The 25,573-nt window shown below is 35.5% G+C and carries 24 protein-coding genes; 15 read left to right on the forward strand and 9 right to left on the reverse strand.

Annotated features, from left to right (window positions below; all coding sequences use genetic code 11):
- From ACN4EE_RS06015 to ACN4EE_RS06045, 7 genes are all read left to right on the forward strand, one after another.
- The coding region (locus ACN4EE_RS06015; RefSeq protein WP_431705507.1) for a calcium-binding protein at nucleotides 1-1,746 on the forward strand (1,746 nt) is incomplete at its 5' end.
- A 254-nt stretch (nucleotides 1,747-2,000) separates the two neighbouring features.
- Nucleotides 2,001-3,056: an undecaprenyldiphospho-muramoylpentapeptide beta-N-acetylglucosaminyltransferase gene (gene murG, locus ACN4EE_RS06020; protein ID WP_431705508.1), complete on the forward strand. Its 1,056-nt coding sequence runs from the start codon at nucleotides 2,001-2,003 to the stop codon at nucleotides 3,054-3,056.
- A gap of 782 nt (nucleotides 3,057-3,838) precedes the next feature.
- Nucleotides 3,839-4,288 (forward strand): hypothetical protein, encoded by a 450-nt coding sequence (locus tag ACN4EE_RS06025; RefSeq protein ID WP_431705509.1) that lies wholly within the window; start codon nucleotides 3,839-3,841, stop codon nucleotides 4,286-4,288.
- 167 nt (nucleotides 4,289-4,455) lie between these two features.
- Entirely contained in the window at nucleotides 4,456-4,923 is a 468-nt protein-coding gene (locus ACN4EE_RS06030) for a DUF29 domain-containing protein (RefSeq protein WP_431705510.1), read from the forward strand.
- Between the two features lie 32 nt (nucleotides 4,924-4,955).
- Nucleotides 4,956-5,417: a DUF29 domain-containing protein gene (locus tag ACN4EE_RS06035; protein WP_431705511.1), complete on the forward strand. Its 462-nt coding sequence runs from the start codon at nucleotides 4,956-4,958 to the stop codon at nucleotides 5,415-5,417.
- A gap of 18 nt (nucleotides 5,418-5,435) precedes the next feature.
- Complete coding sequence (locus ACN4EE_RS06040; protein ID WP_431705512.1) at nucleotides 5,436-6,311, forward strand: hypothetical protein; 876 nt, start codon at nucleotides 5,436-5,438, stop codon at nucleotides 6,309-6,311.
- Nucleotides 6,312-6,518: 207 nt separating this feature from the next.
- Complete coding sequence (locus ACN4EE_RS06045; RefSeq protein WP_431705513.1) at nucleotides 6,519-7,559, forward strand: agmatinase family protein; 1,041 nt, start codon at nucleotides 6,519-6,521, stop codon at nucleotides 7,557-7,559.
- Between the two features lie 69 nt (nucleotides 7,560-7,628).
- Here ACN4EE_RS06045 and ACN4EE_RS06050 read toward each other — a convergent pair whose 3' ends face one another.
- Entirely contained in the window at nucleotides 7,629-7,895 is a 267-nt protein-coding gene (locus tag ACN4EE_RS06050) for an urease subunit beta (RefSeq protein WP_431705514.1), read from the reverse strand.
- Between the two features lie 233 nt (nucleotides 7,896-8,128).
- On the opposite strand from ACN4EE_RS06050, the gene ureA reads away from it, so the two are divergent.
- Complete coding sequence (gene ureA, locus ACN4EE_RS06055; protein ID WP_431705570.1) at nucleotides 8,129-8,431, forward strand: urease subunit gamma; 303 nt, start codon at nucleotides 8,129-8,131, stop codon at nucleotides 8,429-8,431.
- 16 nt (nucleotides 8,432-8,447) lie between these two features.
- Complete coding sequence (ureE, locus tag ACN4EE_RS06060) at nucleotides 8,448-8,897, forward strand: urease accessory protein UreE (RefSeq protein WP_431705515.1); 450 nt, start codon at nucleotides 8,448-8,450, stop codon at nucleotides 8,895-8,897.
- A 50-nt stretch (nucleotides 8,898-8,947) separates the two neighbouring features.
- Here the strand turns inward: ureE and ACN4EE_RS06065 are convergent, their stop codons facing one another.
- The gene (locus tag ACN4EE_RS06065; protein WP_431705516.1) at nucleotides 8,948-9,478 is read right to left on the reverse strand and encodes a DUF4330 domain-containing protein; all 531 of its coding nucleotides are present in this window, start codon (nucleotides 9,476-9,478) and stop codon (nucleotides 8,948-8,950) included.
- Between the two features lie 59 nt (nucleotides 9,479-9,537).
- Nucleotides 9,538-11,010: an amidophosphoribosyltransferase gene (gene purF / locus ACN4EE_RS06070; protein ID WP_431705517.1), complete on the reverse strand. Its 1,473-nt coding sequence runs from the start codon at nucleotides 11,008-11,010 to the stop codon at nucleotides 9,538-9,540.
- Between the two features lie 546 nt (nucleotides 11,011-11,556).
- Between purF and ACN4EE_RS06075 the strand changes: the two genes are divergently transcribed.
- The 3 genes from ACN4EE_RS06075 to aspS all read left to right on the forward strand — a co-directional run bounded on the left by ACN4EE_RS06075 (nucleotide 11,557) and on the right by aspS (nucleotide 16,518).
- Nucleotides 11,557-13,167, forward strand: a complete 1,611-nt coding sequence (locus ACN4EE_RS06075) for a type IV pilus twitching motility protein PilT (protein WP_431705518.1) — start codon at nucleotides 11,557-11,559, stop codon at nucleotides 13,165-13,167.
- A 333-nt stretch (nucleotides 13,168-13,500) separates the two neighbouring features.
- Nucleotides 13,501-14,400 carry a S66 peptidase family protein gene (locus ACN4EE_RS06080; RefSeq protein WP_431705519.1) on the forward strand — a complete coding sequence of 300 codons (900 nt, stop codon included), beginning with the start codon at nucleotides 13,501-13,503 and terminating at the stop codon, nucleotides 14,398-14,400.
- Between the two features lie 336 nt (nucleotides 14,401-14,736).
- Nucleotides 14,737-16,518, forward strand: coding sequence for an aspartate--tRNA ligase (gene aspS, locus ACN4EE_RS06085; RefSeq protein WP_431705520.1), 1,782 nt, complete (start codon nucleotides 14,737-14,739; stop codon nucleotides 16,516-16,518).
- A 235-nt stretch (nucleotides 16,519-16,753) separates the two neighbouring features.
- Here the strand turns inward: aspS and ACN4EE_RS06090 are convergent, their stop codons facing one another.
- The 6 genes from ACN4EE_RS06090 to lnt form a co-directional block, all read right to left on the reverse strand.
- Entirely contained in the window at nucleotides 16,754-17,296 is a 543-nt protein-coding gene (locus ACN4EE_RS06090) for a chemotaxis protein CheW (RefSeq protein WP_431705521.1), read from the reverse strand.
- 132 nt (nucleotides 17,297-17,428) lie between these two features.
- Nucleotides 17,429-17,791 carry a response regulator transcription factor gene (locus ACN4EE_RS06095; RefSeq protein ID WP_431705522.1) on the reverse strand — a complete coding sequence of 121 codons (363 nt, stop codon included), beginning with the start codon at nucleotides 17,789-17,791 and terminating at the stop codon, nucleotides 17,429-17,431.
- A gap of 109 nt (nucleotides 17,792-17,900) precedes the next feature.
- Complete coding sequence (locus ACN4EE_RS06100) at nucleotides 17,901-19,103, reverse strand: response regulator (protein WP_431705523.1); 1,203 nt, start codon at nucleotides 19,101-19,103, stop codon at nucleotides 17,901-17,903.
- Nucleotides 19,104-19,305: 202 nt separating this feature from the next.
- Nucleotides 19,306-19,599: a ferredoxin gene (locus ACN4EE_RS06105; RefSeq protein WP_431705524.1), complete on the reverse strand. Its 294-nt coding sequence runs from the start codon at nucleotides 19,597-19,599 to the stop codon at nucleotides 19,306-19,308.
- Nucleotides 19,600-19,944: 345 nt separating this feature from the next.
- Nucleotides 19,945-20,784, reverse strand: coding sequence for a Uma2 family endonuclease (locus ACN4EE_RS06110; protein WP_431705525.1), 840 nt, complete (start codon nucleotides 20,782-20,784; stop codon nucleotides 19,945-19,947).
- A 163-nt stretch (nucleotides 20,785-20,947) separates the two neighbouring features.
- On the reverse strand, nucleotides 20,948-22,516 hold the full coding sequence (lnt, locus tag ACN4EE_RS06115; RefSeq protein ID WP_431705571.1) for an apolipoprotein N-acyltransferase: 1,569 nt from the start codon (nucleotides 22,514-22,516) through the stop codon (nucleotides 20,948-20,950).
- 592 nt (nucleotides 22,517-23,108) lie between these two features.
- On the opposite strand from lnt, the gene ACN4EE_RS06120 reads away from it, so the two are divergent.
- The 3 genes from ACN4EE_RS06120 to ACN4EE_RS06130 all read left to right on the forward strand — a co-directional run bounded on the left by ACN4EE_RS06120 (nucleotide 23,109) and on the right by ACN4EE_RS06130 (nucleotide 25,446).
- Complete coding sequence (locus tag ACN4EE_RS06120; protein WP_431705526.1) at nucleotides 23,109-23,447, forward strand: DUF1830 domain-containing protein; 339 nt, start codon at nucleotides 23,109-23,111, stop codon at nucleotides 23,445-23,447.
- 309 nt (nucleotides 23,448-23,756) lie between these two features.
- A complete protein-coding gene (locus ACN4EE_RS06125) occupies nucleotides 23,757-24,509 on the forward strand; it encodes a metal ABC transporter ATP-binding protein (RefSeq protein ID WP_431705572.1) in 753 nt (250 codons plus the stop codon).
- A 70-nt stretch (nucleotides 24,510-24,579) separates the two neighbouring features.
- The gene (locus tag ACN4EE_RS06130; protein WP_431705527.1) at nucleotides 24,580-25,446 is read left to right on the forward strand and encodes a metal ABC transporter permease; all 867 of its coding nucleotides are present in this window, start codon (nucleotides 24,580-24,582) and stop codon (nucleotides 25,444-25,446) included.
- Nucleotides 25,447-25,573 lie beyond the last annotated feature (127 nt).

A 25,573-nucleotide genomic window follows, 5' to 3' on the forward strand; every position in this document is an offset into this window, starting at 1 on the left:
GATGTTGGAGGATTTGCAGGAAATGATACTATCTATGGTAATGAAGGTAATGACACTCTGCGAGGTTTCAGAGGAGATGATTATATTGATGGTGGAGAGGGCGATGATTCTATTCTTGGAGGGGGAGATAATGACATTATTTTGGGTGGTGATGGAAATGATACCATTCAAGGGAATGATGACAATGATCTGATTTTCGGTGGTGATGGAAATGATTTAATTTATGGTGATTATGCTAGTGGTCCGAGAGATACCGATGGCAATGACACTATTTTCGGTGGTCAAGGAAATGACACTATTTTTGGGGGTCAAGGAAATGATATTATCGATGGTGGCACTGGACAAGATCTTTTATACGGTGATCAAGGAAATGATATTCTTTCTGGTTTAACAGGAAATGATACTATTTATGGTGGTGATGGTAATGACATCATTGATGGTGGTACTGAAAACGATCTCTTATACGGTGAGGTTGGAAATGACTTTATTTCTGGTGGTTTAACAGGAAATGATACTATCTATGGAGGTATCGGTAATGACACTTTAATCGGTGTTTCAGGAAACAACTTAATTTTCGGTGAGGGGGATGACGACAGCATCTGGGGTGGTATTGGTAATGATACTATTTTTGGAGGCGCGGGTAATGATTTTATCTATGGCGATAGCCCATTACCATTATTAGGAGGTGCGGATATCATTGACGGTGGTAATGGCGACGATACTATCATCGGTGGTGTTGGTAACGACTCTATTTTGGGAGGTGTTGGTAACGACTCTATTTTAGGTGGTAATGGCAATGATACTATTCTTGGTAATAATGGTGACGATTACATAGAAGGTGGTAATGGGGACGATTCCATTGTTGGAGATAATGGAGGATTTTTAGGCAAAGATACTATTTTAGGTGGTAATGGCAATGATACTATTCGGGGTTTCCGAGGAGATGATTTAATCTACGGTGGTAATGGTACTGACTCCATTCTTGGTGGTGGTGATAACGACACCATTTTTGGAGAGAGTGGTAACGATACTCTCTTTGGCAATGACAATGACGACTATATCGAAGGCGGTAATGGTAACGATCTGATCTACGGGGATTATTCCACTGGTCCAAGAGATACGGATGGTAATGACACCATTTTGGGAGGCAATGGCAATGACACCATTTTTGGTGGACAAGGTGACGACTCAATCTTGGGCGGTGACGACAACGATCTTCTAAGCGGAGGAACTGGGAATGATACGATCGATGGTGGTGTCGGTAATGATACGATCGATGGTGGCAATGGCAATAATTTCCTTGACGGTGGTGATGATAATGACATCATTAGCTTTGGTGATGGTAACAATATTGTACTAGGTGGAGCTGGTAACGATACCATTGACGGCGGTAACGGTAATAACCTCATTAGTGGCAATGACGGAAATGATATTATTGTCGCTGGTTTGGGACGGGATACTATTACTGGGGGAGTTGGTGCTGATTTGATTAGTTTAGCCACTAATAATCTGGAAGATGTTGTAGTCTATAATCTCGGTGATGGTGGAGATACTATCTTTGGTTTTGAAACCGCCTTTGATAAGTTAGAATTTGTTGGTATTACTAATGTTTTTGCGTCAAGCTTTGGTGGTATTACCAACATCTATGAAGGTACGAACAATACTGGCGAACTATTTGCTACTTTATTGGGTGCTTCAGGTTTGACTCAGGCAAATATCATCGGTGGTGCTATCCTTAACACCTAATTTCTCTAAGGCGTTTTCTAAGAAAGAATTTATCAATCTTCTTTATAATTCCCCCTTTAGTTAAGGGGGGTTAGGGGGGATCATTCAGGTATATTTATTAATAGAAATCATCTAAGAATTAGGAATTGTCTATAACTACATTTTTTCTCTGGTAATTCAGGTTTTACCCTTGATTGCCAGAGAAAATTTTTGCTCAAAATCTGCTACAATACCTTTCGATAATTTCCTGATGATCGATCAAAATCTTAAATTCTGTGGCTGTAAAAACTAACTTATTAATCGCCGCCAGTGGCACTGGAGGGCATTTATTTCCTGCTTTAGCTGTTGCGCAACAACTACCCGATTACAATATTTGTTGGTTAGGAGTGCCTCATCGTCTCGAAACTACCTTAGTGCCTAAGTCTTTCCCTCTTTTAACGGTTAATATTGACGGTTTTCAAACCAGTTTCGGCATTAAAACCATTATTGTTATGGTGAAGATGATTAAAGCTATCTTTCAAACCTATCGATCGATCAAAAGCAGAAAAATTGATATAGTGTTTACAACGGGGGGATATATCGCCGCCCCTGCTATCATTGCTGGAAAATTAGCCAAAATTCCCGTTATTTTGCACGAATCCAACTACATACCGGGTAAAGTGACTAAACTATTGGGAGGATGGTGCAACGTTGTCGCTATTGGTTTTACAGGCACAAGTCAATATTTACCGAAGGCAAAAACTCAATGGGTAAGCACCCCCGTCAGAGATGAATTTTTATCACCCCAACCTTTAAACTTAGACATCCCAGAGGATAAGCCCTTAATCGTTGCTATGGGTGGCTCTCAAGGGGCTGTAGGGCTTAACAAATTAGTTAGACAATCAGCACCTCGTTTACTGGAAACAGGAGCTTATATCGTCCATTTAACGGGAAATCAGGACGAAGAAATTGGTACATTTAAACATGATCGATACTTAGAGATGCCTTTTTATGATAACATGGCAGGGTTACTACAAAGAGCCGATTTAGCCATCAGTCGATCGGGTGCAGGTGCATTAACAGAATTAGCAATTACAAAAACACCATCAATACTTATACCTTATCCTTTCGCAGCCGAAGATCATCAATTTTACAATGCGCTAGAATTTGCTAATGCCGAGGCTTCCGAATTATTTAGACAACCTGAATTAACCTCAGATTTATTAACTAAAACTGTCTTAAACTTGTTAAATAATCCCGATAAATTAAAAGATATGGCAGAAAAAGCAGGAAATCTCGCCCTCAAAGATAGTGCTAAAATCCTAGCAAAAATGATTAGGGAAATTCAATAAATGAAGTTTTTTTGTTAATTGACAATAATATCTAATATTAGATTTGATTAAATAATGATAATAAAATCTCACGCAAAGACGCAAAAACGCCAAGATACAAAGTTTTATTATAAGTAATTATCCAACGAAAATGAATAAAAAAATAGAATAATCGAGACTTAAATTTATCAATATACCCATCAGGAATCATTTATGAGAAATTTAAACTAGATTCCCCCTTTATTTAAGCAGGGCTTTTTCATTCTCAAAATTTGATTTAATTAGAAACTATAATTGACAAGAAATGTAGCCTTTTTTTCTGATTAGAAAATCAATTATTATTAAAAATCATGATATTTTGGTAAAAATTAAGTTCAATTTATTGAACGGCATCTATTAGACGTGTAATTTATTACACGTTGGGATAAGGGTTTAGACTCATAACTCGCTGTGTAATAAATTCTACAGCTAACAGTTTTCGTTCCATGAATTGAACTAATAAAAAGCAATTTTACCCCGACTTTGAAAAAACCCTGTTATTTAAGGGGAGTTAGGGGGATCAAATTCTCACAACTCATAACGGAATGCTATAACACGGATTTAATATTTCTACTTTAGACTAATGTTATAGGTAGTGTTTTTTAGCGAAAATTTATCATTTAGATACACTACTGATAGTGTAATTTTTCATTTAGTCTAAAGTACAGTAATATAGTTTATTTATTGTCATCAAAGGAGATGATTGATTAGAATAGGTCAATCTTTGAATTAAGAAAAATATGATGGTAAAAAATTCTTTAATAATGCAATCCCTAAAGTTAATTCCCTCTCTATCTATGGGGGTGATGATTGCCTTTTTTGGTTTTAATCAACCTGTCAAAGCGGAAGTTACGGAAGTCAAAATCAATGCTTTTGTGGATGCTTTGAAATTATCAGCACCCCCTAATCGCCCTAATGATGGAATGTATAGCGCTTGGCAAATTTTACCCTCTATTATACCTAGTTGGACAAAACAATGTCTAGGCAAAGAGTTAACTCCTACTGCTTTTGATGCGGATGAGGTAGCCGCCCGAAAAACCGTCACTTGTATCGTCAAGAGAGAATTAAATAAGCAATGGCAACAAACTAATAAAAATGAAGCCCAAGCCGTGCGCAATACTGCTTGTTGGTGGATGACTGGTAATTATAATGGTTGTCAAAGTGGCAATACTGCTGAATATGTTAAAAGGGTAGAAAAAAATTACCAAAAATAGTCAGTAAAACGGGCATCTTGCCCGTGTCTAATTATAAATGTTTGTAGTAATTGCTTTAAGGATTTAAAAGACTAACTATAAACAATTTTTATGGGATAGTTATATTTTATTATTCTTATTTATCATTATAAGATATTCAATTTTTAGATTGAAAGAGTTTAAAATTTATGGTAGCTATTATATCAGAATTAGAGTTAAAAGAAATATACGATCGAGACTTTCATCAATGGTTAGAAATAACGGCAAATCTTCTCAAAGAAAAAAAATTTAGTGAGTTAGATTTAGCTAATTTAATTATTGAAATTGAAGCTATGGGAAAAAACAATCAAAGAGAGTTAACGAGTCGTTTAATTATCTTAATAATGCACTTATTAAAATGGAAATATCAACCACAAAAACAATCTAAAAGTAGGTTAAAAACTATCAATGAGCAACGTTTACAACTAGAACTTTTATTAGAGGATAATCCTAGTTTAAAAAATCAAATACTAGATATTAGTGATAAATGTTATAGCAAAGCCAGAAAAATGGCTTCTCAAGAAACCACACTAAATTTAACAGTATTTCCATCAGATAATCCCTTTATTATTACAGAAATTTTAGACTCAGATTTTTTTCCTGAAAATAAACAATAAATTGAGAAAAATTCAAAAATATTTAGATAATTATGGTAGCCATTATCTCAGAATTAGAACTTAAAAAAAAATACGATCGAGACTTTAATCAATGGTTAGAAATAACGGCAAATCTGCTCAAAGAAAAAAAATTTACTGAGTTAGATTTAGCTAATTTAATTATTGAAATTGAGGCGATGGGGAAAAGCAATCAACGAGAATTAAAAAATCGTTTAGTGGTGTTAATAATGCACCTACTAAAATGGAAATATCAACCCAAAAAAAGAACTAATAGTTGGGTTAAAACTATCAATGAACAACGCCGTCAATTATTATTTTTATTAGAAGATAATCCTAGTTTAAATCATAAAATTGAAGATATTATTAATCAATATTATTATCTAGCACGAAAAGAAGCAAGTCAAGAAACTAAATTAAATTTAGCCATATTTCCTCAAGATAATCCCTTTACTTTAAGTCAAGTTTTTGACTCAGATTTTTTCCCAGAAAGTTAATTTCAAAAAGGATAAATTATGCCTAAAATACCATTATTAAATATACCCCAAGGCTATCGATCGCAATCAAGAGATACCAGTAGAGAAATGGACTATTTACAATGCTCTATCTGGCAAAAAATGCCCCTATATCAAAAAGCAGAATTAACTATCGGAATTACGCAAGGTTCAAGAAAATTAACCTTACAAGGAATTAAAAATAAATATCCTCGATCGACTCCTCAAGAACAAAGATTTTTATATAGTAAAATAGTTTTAGGTGATAATGTAAATAATATTATTTCTAATAAAATAGAAGAACCTATTATGATCGGAAATCCCATCGAATTAGCTTTATTAATGGCAGAAATTTTAGACAGTTTAAATATAGTTTATTTTGTCGGTGGTTCGGTTGCTAGTTCTTTATGGGGTGAAACTCGTGCTACTTTAGATATTGATATAGTCGCAGATTTAACATTAGAAAAAATTGAGGATTTTATTACTAAAGTTGAGCCTTTATTTTATGTCAGTGAAGAAGCTATAAAAGAGGCGATTATTTATCAATCTTCTTTTAATTTAATTCATTTTAATACCAGTGAAAAAATTGATATTTTTATCCCTAATCAAAGCTATTTAATTCAAACAGAGATACAACGAAAAATTTTACAGCAAGTAGAAGAAAATGGACGTTTTTTATATTTAGCAACTCCCGAAGATATTATTTTAGAAAAGTTAATTTTGTCTCGGCAGGGCAATAAAATTTCCGAACGTCAATGGAGAGATGTTTTAGGGGTTTTAAAAGTACAGTCAAATAGTTTAGATTTTGATTATTTAACTTATTGGGCAAAGGAAGAAAATTTATCTACTTTATTAAATCAAGCCCTTTTTGAATCTGGTTTATCTAAGTCAATATAAAAATATATGAATAGAATTTTAGTACATTTTTTATGAGCCGTAGGGGTTGAATAACATTCAACCCTTCTCCATCGTTATTTTAATGAATAAAAAGACTTACTTTAGAGTGATAATAATATGGCATAATAGTCATAAAAAATATTAAGAAAAAATATAAATTAATTGTATTTTATTTTTTTTAATTAAATCATTACCATCATAAAAAATATGAATTATTCCACCTTTAATCCCCATCAAATTAGTATCAAAAATAATTGCTTTTTCGGTTTACCAACCTCGATCGAACAGAGTAAAATAGTCTTTTTTAGTGTACCGTGGGATGTCACTGTCTCTTATGGTGAAGGCACATCGGGCGGTGCCCAAGCAATTTTAGAAGCCTCCTATCAACTAGATTGGTATGATTTCGACTTACCCCAAGCGTGGCAAAAGGGTTATGCCACAATCCCTATTGATAACAGTATCAAGATAAAAAATGACTCCATGAGATCGATCGCTCGTAAGGTGATAGATTATTTAGAATCAGGAAATGATCTTAATGATGAAGCTATTGCTCAAGAATTGGCAACTATAAATCAAGCTAGTCGTGATTTGAATGATTGGGTTTATCATCAATGCCACACTTATTTGTCTCAAGGTAAACTTATCGCCTTAATTGGAGGAGATCACAGTAGTCCATTGGGTTACATTAAGGCTTTGACTGAGTATCATCAGGATTTCAGTATTTTACATATCGATGCCCATGCAGATTTACGCAAGGCTTACGAAGGTTTTACTTATTCCCATGCTTCCATTATGTATAATGTGATGGAATTGCCCAATATTAATAAATTAGTGCAAGTAGGAATTAGGGATTTATGTCAAGAAGAAATGGATAAAATTCAAGCAGACGATCGAATTATTTTATTCGATGATTGGCAATTAAAAAATAATATTTATGAAGGAATATCATGGCAAAATCAATGTCAAAATATCATCAAAAATTTATCAGAAAAAGTCTATATTAGCTTCGATATTGACGGTTTAAATCAAACATTTTGCCCGAATACTGGTACACCTGTTGCCGGTGGTTTAGACTTTAATCAGGCTATTTATTTAATGCAAACTTTAGTTAAATCAGGTAGAAAAATTATTGGTTTTGACTTATGTGAAGTTGCCCCCGATAAAGCTAACCCTGATAATCAATGGGATGGAAATATTGGAGCAAGATTGTTATATAAATTAACTAATTTAATGTACCTTTCTAGCTAGGGAATAGTTGATAGTGAATAGTTTTGCCCACTTCTTACTCATTACTCCTTACTCCTTACTCCTTACTCCTTACTCCTTACTCCTTACTCTAACCAATTCTACCTCTTTTTCGTCTCCCGGTTCAAAACGAATAGCTGTACCTGCGGGAATATTTAATCTCATTAAAGTAGCTTTTTCTCGATCGAAATGTAATGCAGAATTAACCTTATGGAAAGGAAAATGTGAACCTACTTGTATAGGACGATCACCTGTATTAGCTACCGTAATTTTGAGAGTTTCTCGCCCCTGATTTAACTCGATTACCCCTTCGGGGGTAAAAATTTCTCCCGGAATCATGACTAATAAAAAATAAAGTGCGCACCCTCGATTATATATTAAAATAATTAGGACTTACGCATTTGTACTAAAAATCAAAGTTATTGAGATTGCTTCAGGTTGCTTCGTTGCCTCGCAACGCTACGCGCCTCACCGCAATGACAGAATATCGTTATGATTGTGTAAGTTTTGATAAATTGAAAATATCAAGGAGAATTTTTGATTTTCTTCTTCATGGAATAACCGATAAGATTATGCAATTATCCCCCCAAGAAAAAGACAAACTATTGATTTTTACTGCTGGTTTATTAGCAGAAAGACGTAAGGCAAAAGGACTCAAATTGAATTATCCAGAATCGATCGCCTACATTTCCTCAGCTATATTAGAAGGTGCAAGGGAAGGGCGCACAGTAGCAGAATTAATGAGTTATGGTACAACCCTATTAACCAAAAATGATGTTATGGAGGGAGTAGCAGAAATGATTGAAGACGTGCAGGTAGAAGCCACTTTTCCCGACGGTACAAAATTAGTTACTGTACATCATCCCATTAGTTAATTAATGTTTAGTAGAAATGATAATTATTTTGACTAAAAAAGTCGTTTTAGAATCTCATCAACCGCCTAATTTAACTCTTTTTTTGACAGCAGAAGAAAGAACAAAAGTCAAGCATTCGATCGAAATTAAAGAACCGAATTATCATAATATTACCTTAGTTAAACTAAATTTAGCAAGAGGTGATTATTTAGAATCAGAAGATATGTTAACCGATGATAACGAGACTTTCTTTGTGAAAATTCAAGCAAAATTAGAGTCTGTTATTACCGTTAAAAGTGAATCAAAATTAGACTTATTAAAAGCCGCTTATCATTTAGGAAATCGTCACGTTAACCTAGAAATAACTGAAAAGTATTTAAGATTTTCCCCTGACAGTGTACTGGAAAATATGCTCATAAAATTAGGTTTAAATATATATGAAGAAAAAGCACCTTTTTTTCCTGAAATTGGAGCTTATAAACACTGATTTTTTTGCTTTTTTACAGTTTGCCTATTACTTATTATCTATTACTTTTCCTAACTTCTTTTATTTACCCCAATAACACTACCTCTAAAGTTATAGTTACTACCATCAAGTTCTAATACTGTACCAATTTTGATTTTTTGATTAGCTAATACCGCACCATCATTTGTCATTTGCCCTTTACCCGTAGTTAACATTAACATATCGGTACTAAATGCTACAATAGGACGGGGATCGGGTAATGCAATAACACTACCATCGGGTTGACTGGCGATAACATAGTTAGGTAATTCTTCCACAGATTCTATATTTAATGTGCCTGATGGTTCATTTCTGACAATGATTTTGACAGTGGTATCTTTTAATGAATTAAGAAATTCGGGGGCGTTTTTGACGCTCAACCCCCTCACTAATACGTTTAGTTCGATCGTATCACTAGCGCCACTACCTACCTGTGCAATCGAACCCGTGGGACCTGGTACAATAAAGATACCAATTAAAACTAGAACAATAACTGTGATCGCACCTAAATCTAAGATATTTACTTTACCGAATAAGCGACCTTTAGAGTCAATAATCTTCATAGAAATTTAATTAGGAATTAAAAACTATTCACTATTCACTATCAACTATACACTATTCACTATACTGTTTCGAGAATTAATTTCGATCGTTTGACATCATCGGGAATATCTATGGGATAATGACCATTAAAACAGGCAGTACAGAAACTCTGAGGATTTTCATTCGTTACTTTTAACATCCCCTCTTGAGATAAATAAGTCAAAGTATCCACTTCGATTTGTTTAGCGATGTCGTCAACAGTTTTCGTAGCGGCGATCAAATGATCTTGACTATCGGTGTCGATACCGTAAAAACAAGGATGAGTCACAGGAGGGGAAGAAATTTTCATGTGTACTTCTTTTGCCCCTGCATCCCTTAAGGCACGAACTATTTTACGACTTGTTGTACCTCGCACGATCGAATCATCGATAATAATAATACGCTTTCCTGCTAAAACGTCCTTGAGAGGGTTAAGTTTCATTTTGATCCCATGTTCTCTCATGTGTTGAGTAGGTTGTATAAAAGTTCTACCCACATAGCGATTTTTGATTAAACCTTCTTGATAAGTAATCCCCGTATAACGAGAGTAACCGATGGCGGCGGGAATACCCGAATCAGGTACACCCATTACCATATCGGCATCAATTAAAGACTCTTTCGCTAATTGTTCACCCAATCTTAAACGATAAGCGTAAAGACTATCATTGCCCATGATACTATCAGGACGGGCAAAATAGATCATCTCGAACACACATAATTTATGTTGTGCTTTTTCTTCCCATTGAATAGAAGATAAGCCTTCTTCGGTAATCCAAACTAATTCCCCCGGTTCAACATCTCGGATATAATCAGCACCAATAATGTCGAGGGCGCAGGTTTCGGAGGCTAAAACGTAGCGAATGGGGTTGCCTTCCTCCTCCATTTTACCAATTACTAAAGGACGAATACCATGAGGATCTCTTGCTCCAATTATACCAATAGGAGTACCAATGACCAAACTATAAGCTCCTTGACACCATTTAAAAGCACTGATGGAGGCTTCTACCCAATCTTTACCCCTATCTACTTCTTTCCCTATCATTAGGGCAATCATTTCTGAGTCAGTAGTAGTGATAAACTCGCATTGACGTTTATTTAATTCTTCTCGTAACTCTACAGTATTAACTAAATTACCGTTGTGAGCAAGAGCCAGTTTTCCTAGTCGTGTGGTGATGACGGCTGGTTGTGCATTTGCTTGTAAACTAGAGCCTGTGGTAGAGTAACGGGTATGCCCTACGGCAATTTTACCCCCTAAATTACTTAAAATAGATTCGTTGAAAACCTGAGACACTAAACCCATATTTTTGTAACAATAACAGGCTTCTCCGTCAAAAGTGGCGATTCCTGCGGATTCTTGCCCTCGATGTTGCAAGGCATATAAAGCAAAATAAGCTAGTTTAGCTACATCTTCTTCGGGCGCATACACTCCAAATACTCCACAGGCTTCTTCGGGCTTGTCTCCTTTGGGGATAGGGAAATTTCGATCGATTACATTGTATTGATTGTCCTTCATATTATGTCCGAGATTTTACTCTACCTGCTCAGAATATTTTTATTTTGCACAAGGTCAATTTTAACAGACTTTAAGGACATTCTTTTTCTTTTTTTAACCAATTCTTAATCATCTCAGTTCGGTTATTACCTAAGAGGGAGAAAATGGGGTATTGGGGTATTGGGGTATTGGGGTATTGGGGAGTAATTGTTGCCTTTCTTAATTCTTAATTCTTAATTCTTATGATTCGATCGAGCAGCGCCGCAGAACAGCGATCGATTTAGTCTAAATTTTATCTCGAACTGAGGTTAATATATAGCAATTTTCGTTATGGTGAGGTACAAAACTTATCGGGAATAGGGAATAGGGAATGGGCAATAGGCAATGGAAAGTTGTATAAAAAACTGTACCTCATCGTTTTAATAAACGCTATATAATAACTCCAAAATTATTACCTATTACCTATTAACTATTACCTACCCTCATCAAAAAACTTTTTCATAACCCCCTAATTATCAATTCAAAAGTACAATAGGAATAACATCTTTTGAATGAGAGAAAATAGTTATGACCCAATCTTCCGAAAGACAGAAAAAACAACCCTTACCCGTACCCCCTTTGATTCCTCAAACGAGACCACAAGGGACTACAAGTATAGATGAAGAAACTAGAGTGAGTGCTAATAGTCCTTTTCCATCGCTACAAAAAGGTAATATTCCTCCTTTGAATAAGGGTTCTGATCCTGTTTTTGATTTACCTGATGTACCTGATTTTGATGATGATGACGATGATGATTTTGAACCCGAAGGAGAAACTCAAATTAATTTAGAAGGTGGGATGCCTCCCCTTGGCAAAATCCCTCCTTTGACTCCTCCTCCTTTAACCACTAAAAAAACCCCTTCACCATCAGCGCCTACAGTACCAATAGGAGCAAAACGAACCCTCACACCTCCCCCTTTAACCCCCAGAGGTAAACCCGGGGAAACAGATGTACGTCGTGGTACTGCTATGGATCGCCCCCCCATCGATCGAGGTACTTCTCCGGGCATCCCCCCCTTAAGAACAGGTCCACAAACCCCTCCTCGTCCTTCTTCTATGCCGGGTAGAGCGGCAGGACAACCCCCCCTCAATGATTTAGTTAAGTTAGCCTATGATAATGGTTATTCTGATGTTCATTTGGGAGTAGGCGAAATACCCCGAATGCGCGATCGAGGTGAGATGATTATTTTAGATCAATATCCCGAAATCGATCTCAATACCTTTATGAGTTGGTTGCGAGAAATTATGCGAGAGGAGGAAATCCAAAAATTCAAGAAAGAATTAGAGTTTGACGGGGCGACTCAATACGACTTTGCGAGGGTTCGGATCAACGTTTTTGATGCTTTAAATGGACCTGCGTTAGTATTGCGGTTAATTCCTATTAAAATCTTAACTATGGAACAGTTACGACTTCCCCCCGTGTTTAAGGATGTGTGTGACGCTCATAAGGGATTGATTTTGGTAACGGGACCCACAGGTTCAGGTAAATCCACCACTTTGGCGGCGATGATTGACTATATCAACAGTGAACAGGCTAAACATATTATCACGATCGAAGACCCTGTCGAATTTGTCCATAAGAGTCGCCGTGCTTTAATTAAACAAAGGGAAGTGGGCATGAATACCCTCAAATTTGACAACGCCCTCAAAGCAGCATTACGGGAAGACCCAGACATCATTCTGGTAGGGGAAATGCGGGATAAGGAAACCGTAAATACTGCCCTCAAAGCGGCTCAAACGGGTCACTTAGTTATGGGTACTCTCCATACAAATAGTGCGATTAAAACCTTAGAGCGTATTTTTACCCTCTATACCGCCGAAGAACAAGTGGCAATTCGATCGGCTTTAGCAGAGTCTTTAGTAGCGATTATCGCTCAAGGATTGTGTCGTACTACTGATGGAAAACGTGCCGCTTACCATGATATTCTAGTGAATACGGAAACAGTAAAAGATTACATTCTCGGCAACAAATACGAAGAAATCGGGATGTTGATGGCTGACGGTGAATTTGACGGTATGATGACCATGAATAAATCTTTATTCAATCTCTATCAAGATGGACGCATTACGGAAGAAACAGCTTTAGAAAGATCACCTACTCGTAATGAAATGGCGATGATGTTAAGAGGGCGAATGTAAGATTTTGCAACAGGTTATGAAGACAAGAGGACAGGTGGACTAGGAGACTAATTAGGATTTGCTGAAAAAGTCTGAGGAAAAGGTAGGGCAATGGGCAAAGGTTTTAATAGTTTTGATTCTTAGAATCAGAGTAAGACTTTCAGTCATTTTTACTGATTTATTTCCACAAACATCTTTTGCCTTAAACACTTGTTGAATACTATGGGTTCTTTCCTCCTATTCGACTTTCCTACCTTGTCCTCCTTGTCTTGTCAACATCAGTTCGTTAAAAAAACCTACCCCTGTGAGCCTCTCTCCACTATTCACTATTCACTATTCACTATTCACTTTTTCATGATTCGTCCTCCATTTTTACAAAAAGGTGATACACTAATTGCGATCGCGCCAAGTGGCACATTAAGAGACAAAGAAAAGCCAAAATTTGAACAGGGAATCGAAATTTGGCGTAAAAACGGTTATAACATTGTTTTAGATGAAAATTATCACGCCCAAGAAGGGTATTTAGCAGGAAAAGATGACATTCGCCGTCAAGCCTTAAAACAAGCATGGCTTAACCCAGAATATAAAGGGATTGTCTGTGTGAGGGGAGGTTATGGCGGTGCAAGATTATTAGAAAATTGGCAATGGGAGGATATTTCACCTCCAAAATGGTTAATTGGTTTTTCCGATGTGACTAGCTTATTATGGAGTTTGTACAATCATAATATTATCAGTATTCATGGAGCGGTGTTAACTACTCTTGTAGAAGAATCAGAATCATCTTTACAGCGATTATTTGACTACCTAGAAGGAAAATCTCTCCCGCCTCTTATGGGTAAAGGTTGGGGTAAAGGTAAAGCGAAGGGAAGACTCTTGGCTGGTAATTTGACTGTTGCCACTAATGTATTAGGCACTCATCTTTGTCCATCATTTGAGAATATTATTTTAGCCTTAGAAGATGTACAAGAAGCACCCTATCGTCTCGATCGAATGTTAACTCAATGGCGTTTAATGGGTATATTCCAACGAGTAAAAGGCATTCTTTTAGGTAGATTTAGCGGTTGTAATCCCCCTGAGAATATTCCTAGTTGGAACGTTGATGAAGTACTGCTCGATCGACTCTCAGATTTTAATATACCTATTATCAGCGATTTGCCTTTTGGTCATGACGGCGTTAATAATTGTTTACCTGTAGGAGAATTTGTGGAAATTGATGGGGATACGGGAGAGGTTTTAATTGGGAATGAGGAATGAGGAATGAGGAATGAGGAATGAGGAATGCAGAATGCAGAATGGATAATATGTCTTTATCTCTAATGTTTGTTGTATCTAATTTTTAATGAAAAATAACTAAAACTAAGTGAATCTATTTGTTTTTTGATTTATTGGCTACATAGGAAAAAAATGACAAGCCACCTCCCCCCTATCTCCCTCTCTCCCCTTCTTACCTTCATCATTTTTCTTATGATTCACTCAGATTCTCAATGAGTAAACTTAGATGCTTTCTAGCTTATAATAGAAAGTTTGTATGACTTTGTTGGTTAGTCGAAAAACTGTATATTAAAGATTGGTATAAAAAATAACTTATTTATGAGAAGTAATTATTGTGGGGAATTACGCCCTAAAGATATTGATAAAATTGTAACTCTTTTTGGTTGGGTCGATCGAAGACGAGATCATGGTGGCGTTATTTTTATTGACTTGCGCGATCGAACTGGAGTAGTACAAATAGTCAGTGATCCGCAACGCACTCCAGAGTCGTATAATAATGCTGAAAGTTTGCGCAGTGAATATGTGGTAAAAATCACGGGGAAAGTGTCTCAACGCCCAAGTGAATCCCTCAATCCCAAGTTACCGACGGGAGAAATTGAGATTTATGCCACAGAGATAACCTTACTTAACGCCGTTGGTAAGCAGTTACCTTTCCAAGTTTCCACCATTGAAGAGGAAAACGTCAGGGAAGATTTAAGACTCAAATATCGTTACCTTGACTTAAGACGTGAGCGCATGAGTCGTAACTTACAATTACGTCATCAAGTGGTTAAGGCAATGCGCCGTTATCTTGAAGATGAACAACATTTCATGGAAATTGAAACACCAGTACTAACTCGATCGACTCCTGAAGGAGCGAGAGATTACCTTGTACCCTCAAGAGTAAATGAAGGGCAATGGTATGCCTTACCCCAATCACCTCAGTTGTTTAAACAGTTATTGATGGTGTCGGGTTTTGATAGATATTATCAAATTGCTCGATGTTTTAGGGATGAAGACTTACGCGCGGATAGACAACCAGAGTTTACTCAACTTGATATGGAAATGAGTTTCATGTCAGAAAATGAAATAATTGAGCTTAACGAGGGCTTAATTTGTCATATCTTCAAAAGTGTCAAAAATATTGATTTACCTTGCCCCTTCCCCCGTATAACCTACGCAGAAGCCATGAATAAGTACGGTTCAGATCGCCCTGATACCCGTTTTGGCTTAGAATTGGTGGATGTGTCGGATATTATGAAGGATTCGGGATTCAAAGTGTTTTCTTCTGCTGTTGCCAATGGAGGAAAAGTCAAGGTTTTACCCATTCCCGAAGGTAACGATAAAATTTCTAACGTGAGAATTAAACCGGGAGGAGACTTATTTACCGAAGCCACCATTGCAGGGGCGAAGGGTATCGCCTATATTAGAGTGAGAGAAAATGGCGAAATTGACACCATCGGTGCGATTAAAGATAACCTTTCTCCTGAGCAAAAACAGACGTTATTAGAGCAAACTGGGGCAAAAGCGGGGCATTTACTGTTATTTAGTGCAGGAGACACCGCCACTGTCAATAAATCTCTCGATCGATTAAGATTAGTCATAGGTGAACAACTAGGGTTAATTGATGAAGATAAAATCAACCTAGTGTGGGTGACAGAATTTCCGATGTTTGAGTGGAATGCCGATGAAAAGCGCCTCGAAGCCTTACACCATCCCTTCACTGCACCGAATCCAGAGGATTTAGAAGATTTAGCCAATGCGCGCGCTTTAGCCTACGATTTAGTGATGAATGGGGTAGAAATTGGCGGCGGTAGTTTAAGAATCTATCAACGGGATGTACAAGAAAAAGTGTTTTCTACCATTGGCTTATCGGAGGAAGAAGCGAAAAACAAATTCGGCTTTTTACTAGAGGCTTTTGAATATGGCACTCCTCCTCACGGCGGTATTGCCTACGGACTCGATCGAATGGTAATGTTGTTAGCTAAAGAGGATTCGATTCGGGATGTTATTGCCTTCCCGAAAACTCAACAAGCCAGTTGTTTACTTACTGAAGCACCCGCAGAAGTTGACATTAAACAATTAAAAGAGTTGCATATTTCTTCCCTCAAAAAAAGTTAAAAATAACTAACCTCCTTTGTTTCAATAGGATTTGCTGAAAAAAATTTTCTAAAACTGCGCACTTTTTTGCAAATGTAGGGGTTGAAAACTGTTCAACCCTTCTAAACCTTTTATTTTATGTCGAACTCAGTTAATATCAATTTGAGTAATGTTTAACTCAATTCTTTTCACTTTTGCCGATGCCCCGATGCCTACTTTCACCTAGAATTTTATATCAAACGGAGGTTAACTTATATCACTCTTTAGGCATAGCGGCAAATATTGCATCAGCATCGATCGTAACTACTATATCACCATTGTCCTTAATCCAATAACCTCTTAAAAAAGGAGCTAAGTCAGGAGTAACCGCCGAAGCAGGAGGAGAGTGCAGTTCATTAGTGTTGCACAATTCAATGTCATTAACATCGCTTACCACTAAACCGACTAAATCTCCTGCGGTTCTATTTTTGCGATCTTGTGTACTAGGGTGAATAACAACGGCTTTATGATGAGAAGCAACCCCAGATTGTTGATACCAAGGGGTAAAACCGAGTAATTGTCCTAAATCAATCATCCAGACGATTTCCCCACGCCAGTTATAAACTCCCATTACCCATGAGGGCATTTCGGGAATGGGGATAATTTGCCCAAAAGGTATTTTTAAGACGGCAGCAATTTCTGAGAGTGAAACCATTAAGTTTGTATCTGGTAAGAGAACAAATCTTAAAAACTGTTGTCTTTCGACTATATTCTTTTTTTGTTGAAATTGAGATAAAGAAAGGGTTGTTTGTTCACTCATAAGAAATGAAGAATGCAGAATGAATAATAAAAAACTATTCACTATTCACTATTCACTATTCACTATTCACTATTCACTATTCACTATTCACTATTCACTATTCACTATTCACTATTCACTATTCACTATTCACTATTTAATGAGCCTTTTTACAGTAGAAAAAAATTCTTCTTTATCAACGGGTTTTGGGATATAAGCGTCTGCACCTTGTTTCATGCCCCAAAATTTGTCCATTTCACTACCTTTTGTGGAACAAATAATAACGGGTACTTTGCCAGTGGCTGTATCAGCTTTGATTTCTCTACATATCTCAAAACCACTTTTACCCGGTAATACGACATCGAGAATAATTATGTCAGGAATACTGCCTTTTAATTTGTCTAAGGCTTCTTCTCCGCTTTCGGCGGTGGTGACGGTAATACCTAATTCTTGTAAGTAACCTAATAAAATTTTTCTTTCTGTAGAAGAATCATCTACAATTAACGCATTTCCCATAATTTTAACCTTTATTTATTTTCTATATTTTCTTAGCAATAGTTATGATATAACAATCTTTTCTTTTATTTTTGACGAATTGTTATTCATTTATATCAATTATTGATTCTTATGATACCGTTAGTTTAAGATGTTTTCTAATAGTTTCTAATACTAATGCTGTGTCCACTGGTTTACTAATAAAATCGGTTGAGCCTACCATTTTCGCTCTCACTCGATCGACCAACCCGTCATTACCCGTTAAAATCACGATGGGGGTATGTTTGAAAAAGGTGAGTTTGCGTAGTTGACTGCAAATTTCATAACCGTTAGCGTTAGGCATAATCAAATCCAAAAAGATTAAATCAGGTTTTTTGGACAATAAAATGGCGATCGCCCTTAAAGCATCATTAATGCCTACAAAATTATAACCTGCGCCACCGATAATTTTTTCCATCGTTTGACAAATTAATGGACTATCATCCACACAGGCGATAGTTATTTTCTGATTATTGATAGCATCACTGTCAAAATCGTTGTTATGAGGTAGTTTAGGCGGATCAATATCGGGAATTTCGATCAAACGCACTAAACCCCTTTGTACATAGGGCAAAAGAGAGCGGGTGACGGTGACAACATCTCGTTTCATTCTGACGGACAAATCTCGGAGGGTTTGTTGTCCATCCAATAACTGACTTAAAGTCTGGTATATTTGAGGGTTAGTTTGTTGTTCTAACTCTTGGGGTTGAGTGATAATCGGTGCCATATCGGGCGATCGATCGGCGATTTTTGCCGCTTGCCACGCTTGCCAGCCTTTTTGAGCTTCTATGATTACTTGTTCAGCATCGATTAATACTAAACGAGTGGAGAAAGGCAAGTTTTTATCTTGTTTCAATTCACAAGTAACCTGCATTGCTTGAGTAACATCAAAGAGTACCTCGACAATATTTTGGCGGATCATTTTTGCCGCTTGTTCGAGGCTAATTTTTTGCTCATCCACCCATAGGCATAATAATTCGTATTCCCAACAGTTATTCTGATCATCAAGTTGTAGTCGATCGACATCTGCTTGGATCGCATTCATGTGAGAAGGAATATTAGACAAATGGGCAACTAAATTACGGCGCCATCTTCTGACAGGATGATTACCCCCAGTAGCATAGACAAGACGACCTAAGTAGAGATAAAATACCCATTTAGTTTTTCTCGGACCAGTTAGTAATAGTTGACCACTAAAACGAGGTTGTTTTAAATTTTCAAAAAACCCTGTTTGTTTTGTCGCTGTAAACTCTTTAAAAGGTATAGGATTTGAGGGATTTTGATTAGAAGTCATGGATTCCTAGTTGATGATATGTACTCACAGCTCAATCTCATTATTTTAGGTTATCACAATTCGAGATAAACCGTTACAATTTTTTAAGAAGCCTTTTTAACAACTAGAACATCACTGAGATGATTGGTAAAATTCAACCCCAATTTATTAGGGAAATAAAGTATAAATACTCTATCCCCTAACAACAAAGAGAAAAAATTAATTAGTATAATTCTTCTTCTTTATGGGTTTCGATTTTACAGTCAGAGGTAGGATAAGCTACGCAGGTTAAAACGTATCCTGCTTCGATTTGATCATCATCTAAGAAAGATTGATCGGATTGATCTACAGTACCAGAAATGATTTTACCAGCACAAGTAGAACAAGCACCAGCACGGCAGGAGTAAGGTAAGTCAATACCTTGTTCTTCAGCAACGTCAAGGATATACTCATCATCGGGTACTTCGATCGTTTGTTCGCCGTCTTCGGTTACTAAAGTTACGTTATAAGTTGCCATGTTTTTTTCCTTTTGATTTGTGATTTACAAAAAACTAACTGTTACTTACTATTTAAGCAAGTCTAATATGAATATTAAAGTATAAATGCCAATATTGATTTACACATTAGAAATGAAATTGTTTAGCTTATTTTAAATAATCTTTACTTATATTATAAGTTTAGCCTAAATCACTGTTTCAAAAGATTTATATTTGTTATTACTACCACAAAATCAAGGTTTGCTAGGGGGTTTGCGTCTTAAAGTATTAAAATAGAAACATTTTATTATCCCTATTGCATTTACTTATAAATTACACGATTAAGTTATTGTAGATTATCGATTTTTTAAACACCTTAAATGGCATTAATCTGATATTTCTATTCCTGAATTTTTGAGTAATTCTTTTAACTTAGCTATTTCTGATAAGGCACTTTCAGCACGTTGTTTTTCAGTTTCGGCAAGTTGTTGGGCTTCCTCCGCACGTTTTTTCTCAGCTTCGGCAAGTTGTTGGGCTTCCTCCGCACGTTGTTTCTCAGCTTCGGCAAGTTGTTGAGCTTCATCAGCGCGTTGTTTTTCTACTTCGCTAATTTCTTTATCTGTAGGTAACAAATCCCCTTCTAAAGTTTGCCAACGTAACCAGATTGTATCAATACCACGATAAACTCCTTGCCAACGAACTAAAGCCAGTTGTAGTTGTTCACTAATATAGCGATCGAACTCATCAAGTTTCAGTGGTTGATAAACACCTTTGACAAGAGAAAAACCAGCCCAATCATCAGGGGTGAAAGGATCATACCAGAAGTATTCAGGAACGCGCATTTTATTTTGATAAATGCTTTTTTTGTCGTTTTTATCGTAGGATGCGGTACTATCTGATAGTAATTCAATCACTACATCGGGAGCTTTTCCTTCTTCCCAAACAACCCAACTTTTACGCTCTTTTTGCTCTACATCTAAAACACAAAAAAAATCAGGTCCTTTATAATCTTTATTTTTCACTTGGGAGAGGCTAAAATAAATGAACATATTACCCCCGGCATAGCCATTTTGACGTTTTTCTAACCAAGGATAAATAGTTTCTAGGAGTAAATCCATTTGATATTTATGGCGTGAAGTTTCCATTTTGTCGTCGTCATCACTAGGTAAATCATCTTGAGTAGGAATATAAATCGGGGGATTTGAAGACTCGGTGAGGGCTATCATAATTTTCCTCGAATTTTATAGTACATTTATTTTAGTATAGCTGTTGATCTCTGAAAATGTCTTTATTTCAAGGCACTAATTTTCATGGTGAAATTATTTATACTTAGCAAGGGTATAATTTGACTTAGTTGAGCAGTGGTATAAACTTATGCCAAAACAAGAATTATTTACTAAGCCATTTATATCCTAAAAATGAGGTGATGATAAATGTGATTATCAACCAATCACCCCATTTTACATAAGGTGTAAGGCTATCACGGCGATAAATTTCTCCTGCGTAGGTTTGATATTGGTTTATCTGTGAAATCCAAGTTGTATTGCCATGAGGGTTTATTATAGCAGATAGCCCTGTATTGGTAGCTCGTGCCATGTATCTGTCGGTTTCGATCGATCTCATCACATCTTGAGCGTGGTGTTGTTCGGGCATGGTATCATCATAATGGGCATTATTAGACGCTGTAACGATAAATTCTCCTCCTTGTAAGGCTTGATAACGGAAGATTTCCGAGAAAGCAGAATCATAACAAATCCCCACAATAGCTTTCCCAAAAGGGGTGTTTAAAAGTTGGTCTTTTTTTCCTGCAATTAATTCTGTATTCAAAGGTGAAAGTCGCCTAATTATATCCCCTAAAATATCTCGAAAAGGGATATATTCCCCCAACGGTACTAATTTAATTTTGTCGTATTTACTCATAACTTTTCCTTCCTTATCTATGGCAAATAAACTATTAGTATATTTGTTTTTATTAATTCGATCGAACGCTCCTAACAATAACGGTATTTGTTGCTGTTTAATAGCTTGAGCAATCACACTATTTTCAGCGATGTCTTGATAGAAAAAAGGTAAAGCTGTTTCAGGAGTTAAAATTATATCCACATCTTGTTGAGCTAAATAATTATAGCCTTTAGTATAGTTAATAAATGCTGTTTTTAGCCCCGCATCAAAAAGTTTAATTTCATTAGGAATATTACCCTGAATAATGCCTATTCTAATTTTATTATCAGGATTATTTACTATGGGGTGTTGATATAAAAAATAGCCGAAGCTGTGAGAGATGATTAAAATTATAACTCCATAAGTAAGATATTTATAAGTTATAAATATTTTTTGAAAACTAAATAAGTTTTTGTTCAAATTATGGTTTTGCCTCCGTAAAACAAGCATCTTGCTTGTATTGTTAAAAATGTCTAAAAATAAATTTTTATTTGAAGGAAAAATGGTGCTAAAATTTTGAGCAAATAAACCATTAACTAAAACTATTAAAGCTGTAATTGTTGTTGTACCAGAAAACTTTAATAACTGTAAAATTGCTAAATTATAAGGACTTTGGGTAAAAGATAAAGAAGTCCACCAAAGAGGACTAAAACTCCAAATTTTTTCTAACAAACACCAAAGAGTTACCCCCCATAAAATATTAATAATAGTGGAGTATTTTTTTTGAATAAAACCATGAATAATATAAGCCCATATTGTAACTAAAATTGCACCCCATAAAGTAATAAAAACCCAACAAAAAATCGCAATCATTAAACTGTTTAACCATGATACTCCCATCCACGTCATGGGATGAATGCCAGTAATCCAAAATAAAGCGAATCCGTGATAACCTAACCCCCAACAAAAACCACTTAATATAGCTGTTAAATTCGATCGAAACACCGCCTTCCAAAGAGGTATTAAGGCTATCCATGCTAGAAAATATAGGTTAGTAGGAGCAACACTTAACCCCATTAATAAACCACCAAAAAAACAAAATATTATATCTTTTAATGAAAGTTTTTTGATGTACTTTAACAAGTCAATATTCATTATTTGAAGTTTGAAATTGGGCATAATTAGGGGATGATAAAAAAGGCTTTTGATGAGGAGAAGTATCAGATATCAGGTTAAATGCTAACTGCTATAGCAATCAGGAATAATTTATGAGAAATCAATTATTAGAAAAAAATATAGAAAATAGTATCACTATTGCCCATTCCCTATTCCCTTTTAGGATAAGATAATTCTTACAACTCATAACTGACTGCTATATAAACCTTATCACCTATAGCTTTGATTATTTTTAACATGAAATTGCTATCAATTAACAGTTTGAATTTAACCTAATACCCGCTACCTGATACCTAACACCTTTTTTTATGTGATAGATTTAACAAAAAAAAATCTTAATATTTTCTTAAGAATTGCCTCTAATTGTCATCAAAAAAAGATTAAAAAGAAAATAAAATGAAATTGGTAATCATCTTTACAACTAATTGGGATCAAGGAATGTTAGCTTATAGGGTGTAAATATCAATCTTAAATTTAAAAACATCTTATCATCATGGCTCAAATACTAGACCCTATTCCTAACAATGAAAATGATGCTATTTTATGTTGTTATGTTAATGCGACAAGCCAAATTCAAGTAGCTAGGATAACAAATATTAGTAATTGGTATTTTGAAAGGGTGGTTTTCCCCGGACAAAGATTAGTGTTTGAGGCATTACCCGAAGCCTTGTTAGAAATTCACTCTGGCATGATGGCTAGTGCAATTTTATCAGATACTATTCCTTGTAAGCAATTATCCGTTAGTGAAGAAAAACCCGATGAGGATAATCATATTTCGATCGAACCTCCTAAAAAAAAGACATCTTCTGATTTAGAAGTGGTGTTAGCTTAAAGTTTATTTTATACTAATTTAGTTATCATTTATTTAATATATTTCAAGTAAACTTTTTATTATTTTCATTATATTTATCTATTAAAAATTAGAGGGTTTTTTGCCCTTTTTTTATTGTTAAAAAATATCATATAGTATTATACAAATCCTATTTTGAGAATGAAAACATCCTGTTGTTTAAGGGAGGTTAGGGGGAATCAAAGTCTTACAACTCATTCTCGATTTTCACAATTCTTTCATCATATTTTCATAATCTTCTCATTTTTTGTTATAATAGCCTTAGTCGATCGAATAATGGTAAATAGAACTATGGGAAATTTGGGTTGTCTAAAGGTAGAAAATTTGACGGTGAGTTATCGCAACGTGGAGGCATTAAGAAATGTCTCTTTTCAAGTTTTCCCTCAACGAGTGACAGGAATTATTGGACCCAATGGTGCTGGAAAAAGTACTATGATTAAAGCTATGTTAGGCTTGATCCCTTATCAGTTTGGCTCAATTCTACTGGATAATCAACCTTTAGCTCAACAAAAACACCGCATTGCTTATGTACCACAACGATCGCAAATAGACTGGACATATCCCGCTACAGTATGGGATGTAGTGATGATGGGGAGGGTGAAAAAAACAGGATGGTTTAAACCTTTTTCGAGGATGAGTCGAGAAATGGCAAAAACTGCCTTAGAAAAAGTGGGAATGTATGACTATTGCCATCGCCCCATCGGACAACTTTCAGGAGGACAACAACAAAGAGTATTTTTAGCTCGATCGTTAGCGCAATCTGCTGATATATTTTTCTTTGATGAGCCTTTTGTGGGAGTTGATCAAAAAACAGAAGCAATCATCTTTAATATTTTTCAAGAATTAGCTCAAGAAGGTAAAATAATTCTCGTGGTAAATCACGATTTAGGGGAATCAATTAATAACTTTGATGACTTAATTTTATTGAATAAAACCCTCATTGCTAAAGGTACAAGAAACGAAGTTTTAAGAGAAGAAAACTTATATCACGCCTATAATGGTAGAGTCTCTTTTTATTCTGAGTTCGATCGATTATCCGCTTAACAAAAATTCTAATTTTTATGCAGTGATACAGGCATCTTACCTGTATTTTTATAATTTTTATTCATAAGAAATGCTCGATTTTTTAATTGAACCTTTACAGTATGCCTTCATGCAACGCTCGTTAATGATTGCCGTAGTGGTGGGCATAATTTGTGCCGTAGTCGGTAGTTATTTAATGGTGCAAAGATTGGCATTATTAGGGGATGCTATTAGTCATTCTGTCTTGCCGGGGTTAGCTATTGCCTTTATCTTAGAGATTAATATTTTTATCGGTGCATTTGTGGCAGGATTAATTAGTACCGTTTGTATTAACATTATTAGAAATAACTCAAAAATTAAAGAAGATGCCGCTATGGGCATTGTTTTTTCCGCTTTTTTTGCCCTAGGCATTACTCTCATTACAGTAGTGCAAAAAGAGAATAAAATTGATCTTAATCACTTTCTTTTTGGCAATATTTTAGGAGTTACTTTTTCCGAAGTTAGAGACACCATAATTATTGCTATTTTTGTTTTATTGGTTGTCTTTTTATTTTATAAAGAATTACTCTTTTATACCTTTGATAAATTAGGAGCAGAATCGATCGGTTTACCCGTAAAATGGTTAGATACAGGATTAATGATTTTAATTGGTTTAACCATTATTGCTAGTTTAAAAGCGGTGGGAGTTATTCTAGTTTTGTCGTTATTAATTACCCCCCCTTCTACAGCTTATTTATTAGTCGATCGACTTTATCAAGTAATGTTAATAGGAGTATTAATTGGGGTTATTTCTAGTATTAGTGGAATGTATTTAAGTTATTATTTTAACTTACCATCAGGACCTTCGATCGTGTTAGTCGCTACAGGATTATTTATTTTAAGTTTTTTATTCAGTCCTAGTCAAGGATTAATTACTCAATATTTTCGCCTCAAATTCACCTCAACTAAACATCATTAAACTTTTGTGTTGATATATAATAGGTTTAGGATTTTAAAAATACAAATATTATAAATTTACAGTTTTAATTTAACCTAACACCTGCCACCTGATACCTTTTTTTAGACATAATTTATCATACTCAAAA

Source organism: Geminocystis sp. CENA526 (assembly GCF_050753365.1).
Lineage (GTDB): Bacteria > Cyanobacteriota > Cyanobacteriia > Cyanobacteriales > Cyanobacteriaceae > Geminocystis.

What these genes read in the sequence shown, in the direction of transcription:
- ACN4EE_RS06025 (WP_431705509.1), top strand. Translation starts at nt 3,839, where the DNA reads ATGCAATCCCTAAAGTTAATTCCCTCTCTATCTATGGGGGTGATGATT.
- ACN4EE_RS06100 (WP_431705523.1), bottom strand. Translation starts at nt 19,103, where the DNA reads ATGACTTCTAATCAAAATCCCTCAAATCCTATACCTTTTAAAGAGTTT.
- aspS (WP_431705520.1), top strand. Translation starts at nt 14,737, where the DNA reads ATGAGAAGTAATTATTGTGGGGAATTACGCCCTAAAGATATTGATAAA.
- lnt (WP_431705571.1), bottom strand. Translation starts at nt 22,516, where the DNA reads ATGGGGTTAAGTGTTGCTCCTACTAACCTATATTTTCTAGCATGGATA.
- ACN4EE_RS06065 (WP_431705516.1), bottom strand. Translation starts at nt 9,478, where the DNA reads ATGAAGATTATTGACTCTAAAGGTCGCTTATTCGGTAAAGTAAATATC.
- ACN4EE_RS06080 (WP_431705519.1), top strand. Translation starts at nt 13,501, where the DNA reads ATGATTCGTCCTCCATTTTTACAAAAAGGTGATACACTAATTGCGATC.
- ureE (WP_431705515.1), top strand. Translation starts at nt 8,448, where the DNA reads ATGATAATTATTTTGACTAAAAAAGTCGTTTTAGAATCTCATCAACCG.
- ACN4EE_RS06040 (WP_431705512.1), top strand. Translation starts at nt 5,436, where the DNA reads ATGCCTAAAATACCATTATTAAATATACCCCAAGGCTATCGATCGCAA.
- ACN4EE_RS06090 (WP_431705521.1), bottom strand. Translation starts at nt 17,296, where the DNA reads ATGAGTGAACAAACAACCCTTTCTTTATCTCAATTTCAACAAAAAAAG.
- ACN4EE_RS06035 (WP_431705511.1), top strand. Translation starts at nt 4,956, where the DNA reads ATGGTAGCCATTATCTCAGAATTAGAACTTAAAAAAAAATACGATCGA.
- ACN4EE_RS06130 (WP_431705527.1), top strand. Translation starts at nt 24,580, where the DNA reads ATGCTCGATTTTTTAATTGAACCTTTACAGTATGCCTTCATGCAACGC.
- ACN4EE_RS06050 (WP_431705514.1), bottom strand. Translation starts at nt 7,895, where the DNA reads ATGATTCCGGGAGAAATTTTTACCCCCGAAGGGGTAATCGAGTTAAAT.
- purF (WP_431705517.1), bottom strand. Translation starts at nt 11,010, where the DNA reads ATGAAGGACAATCAATACAATGTAATCGATCGAAATTTCCCTATCCCC.
- ACN4EE_RS06120 (WP_431705526.1), top strand. Translation starts at nt 23,109, where the DNA reads ATGGCTCAAATACTAGACCCTATTCCTAACAATGAAAATGATGCTATT.
- ACN4EE_RS06105 (WP_431705524.1), bottom strand. Translation starts at nt 19,599, where the DNA reads ATGGCAACTTATAACGTAACTTTAGTAACCGAAGACGGCGAACAAACG.
- ureA (WP_431705570.1), top strand. Translation starts at nt 8,129, where the DNA reads ATGCAATTATCCCCCCAAGAAAAAGACAAACTATTGATTTTTACTGCT.
- ACN4EE_RS06125 (WP_431705572.1), top strand. Translation starts at nt 23,757, where the DNA reads ATGGGAAATTTGGGTTGTCTAAAGGTAGAAAATTTGACGGTGAGTTAT.
- ACN4EE_RS06075 (WP_431705518.1), top strand. Translation starts at nt 11,557, where the DNA reads ATGACCCAATCTTCCGAAAGACAGAAAAAACAACCCTTACCCGTACCC.
- ACN4EE_RS06030 (WP_431705510.1), top strand. Translation starts at nt 4,456, where the DNA reads ATGGTAGCTATTATATCAGAATTAGAGTTAAAAGAAATATACGATCGA.
- ACN4EE_RS06095 (WP_431705522.1), bottom strand. Translation starts at nt 17,791, where the DNA reads ATGGGAAATGCGTTAATTGTAGATGATTCTTCTACAGAAAGAAAAATT.
- ACN4EE_RS06110 (WP_431705525.1), bottom strand. Translation starts at nt 20,784, where the DNA reads ATGATAGCCCTCACCGAGTCTTCAAATCCCCCGATTTATATTCCTACT.
- ACN4EE_RS06045 (WP_431705513.1), top strand. Translation starts at nt 6,519, where the DNA reads ATGAATTATTCCACCTTTAATCCCCATCAAATTAGTATCAAAAATAAT.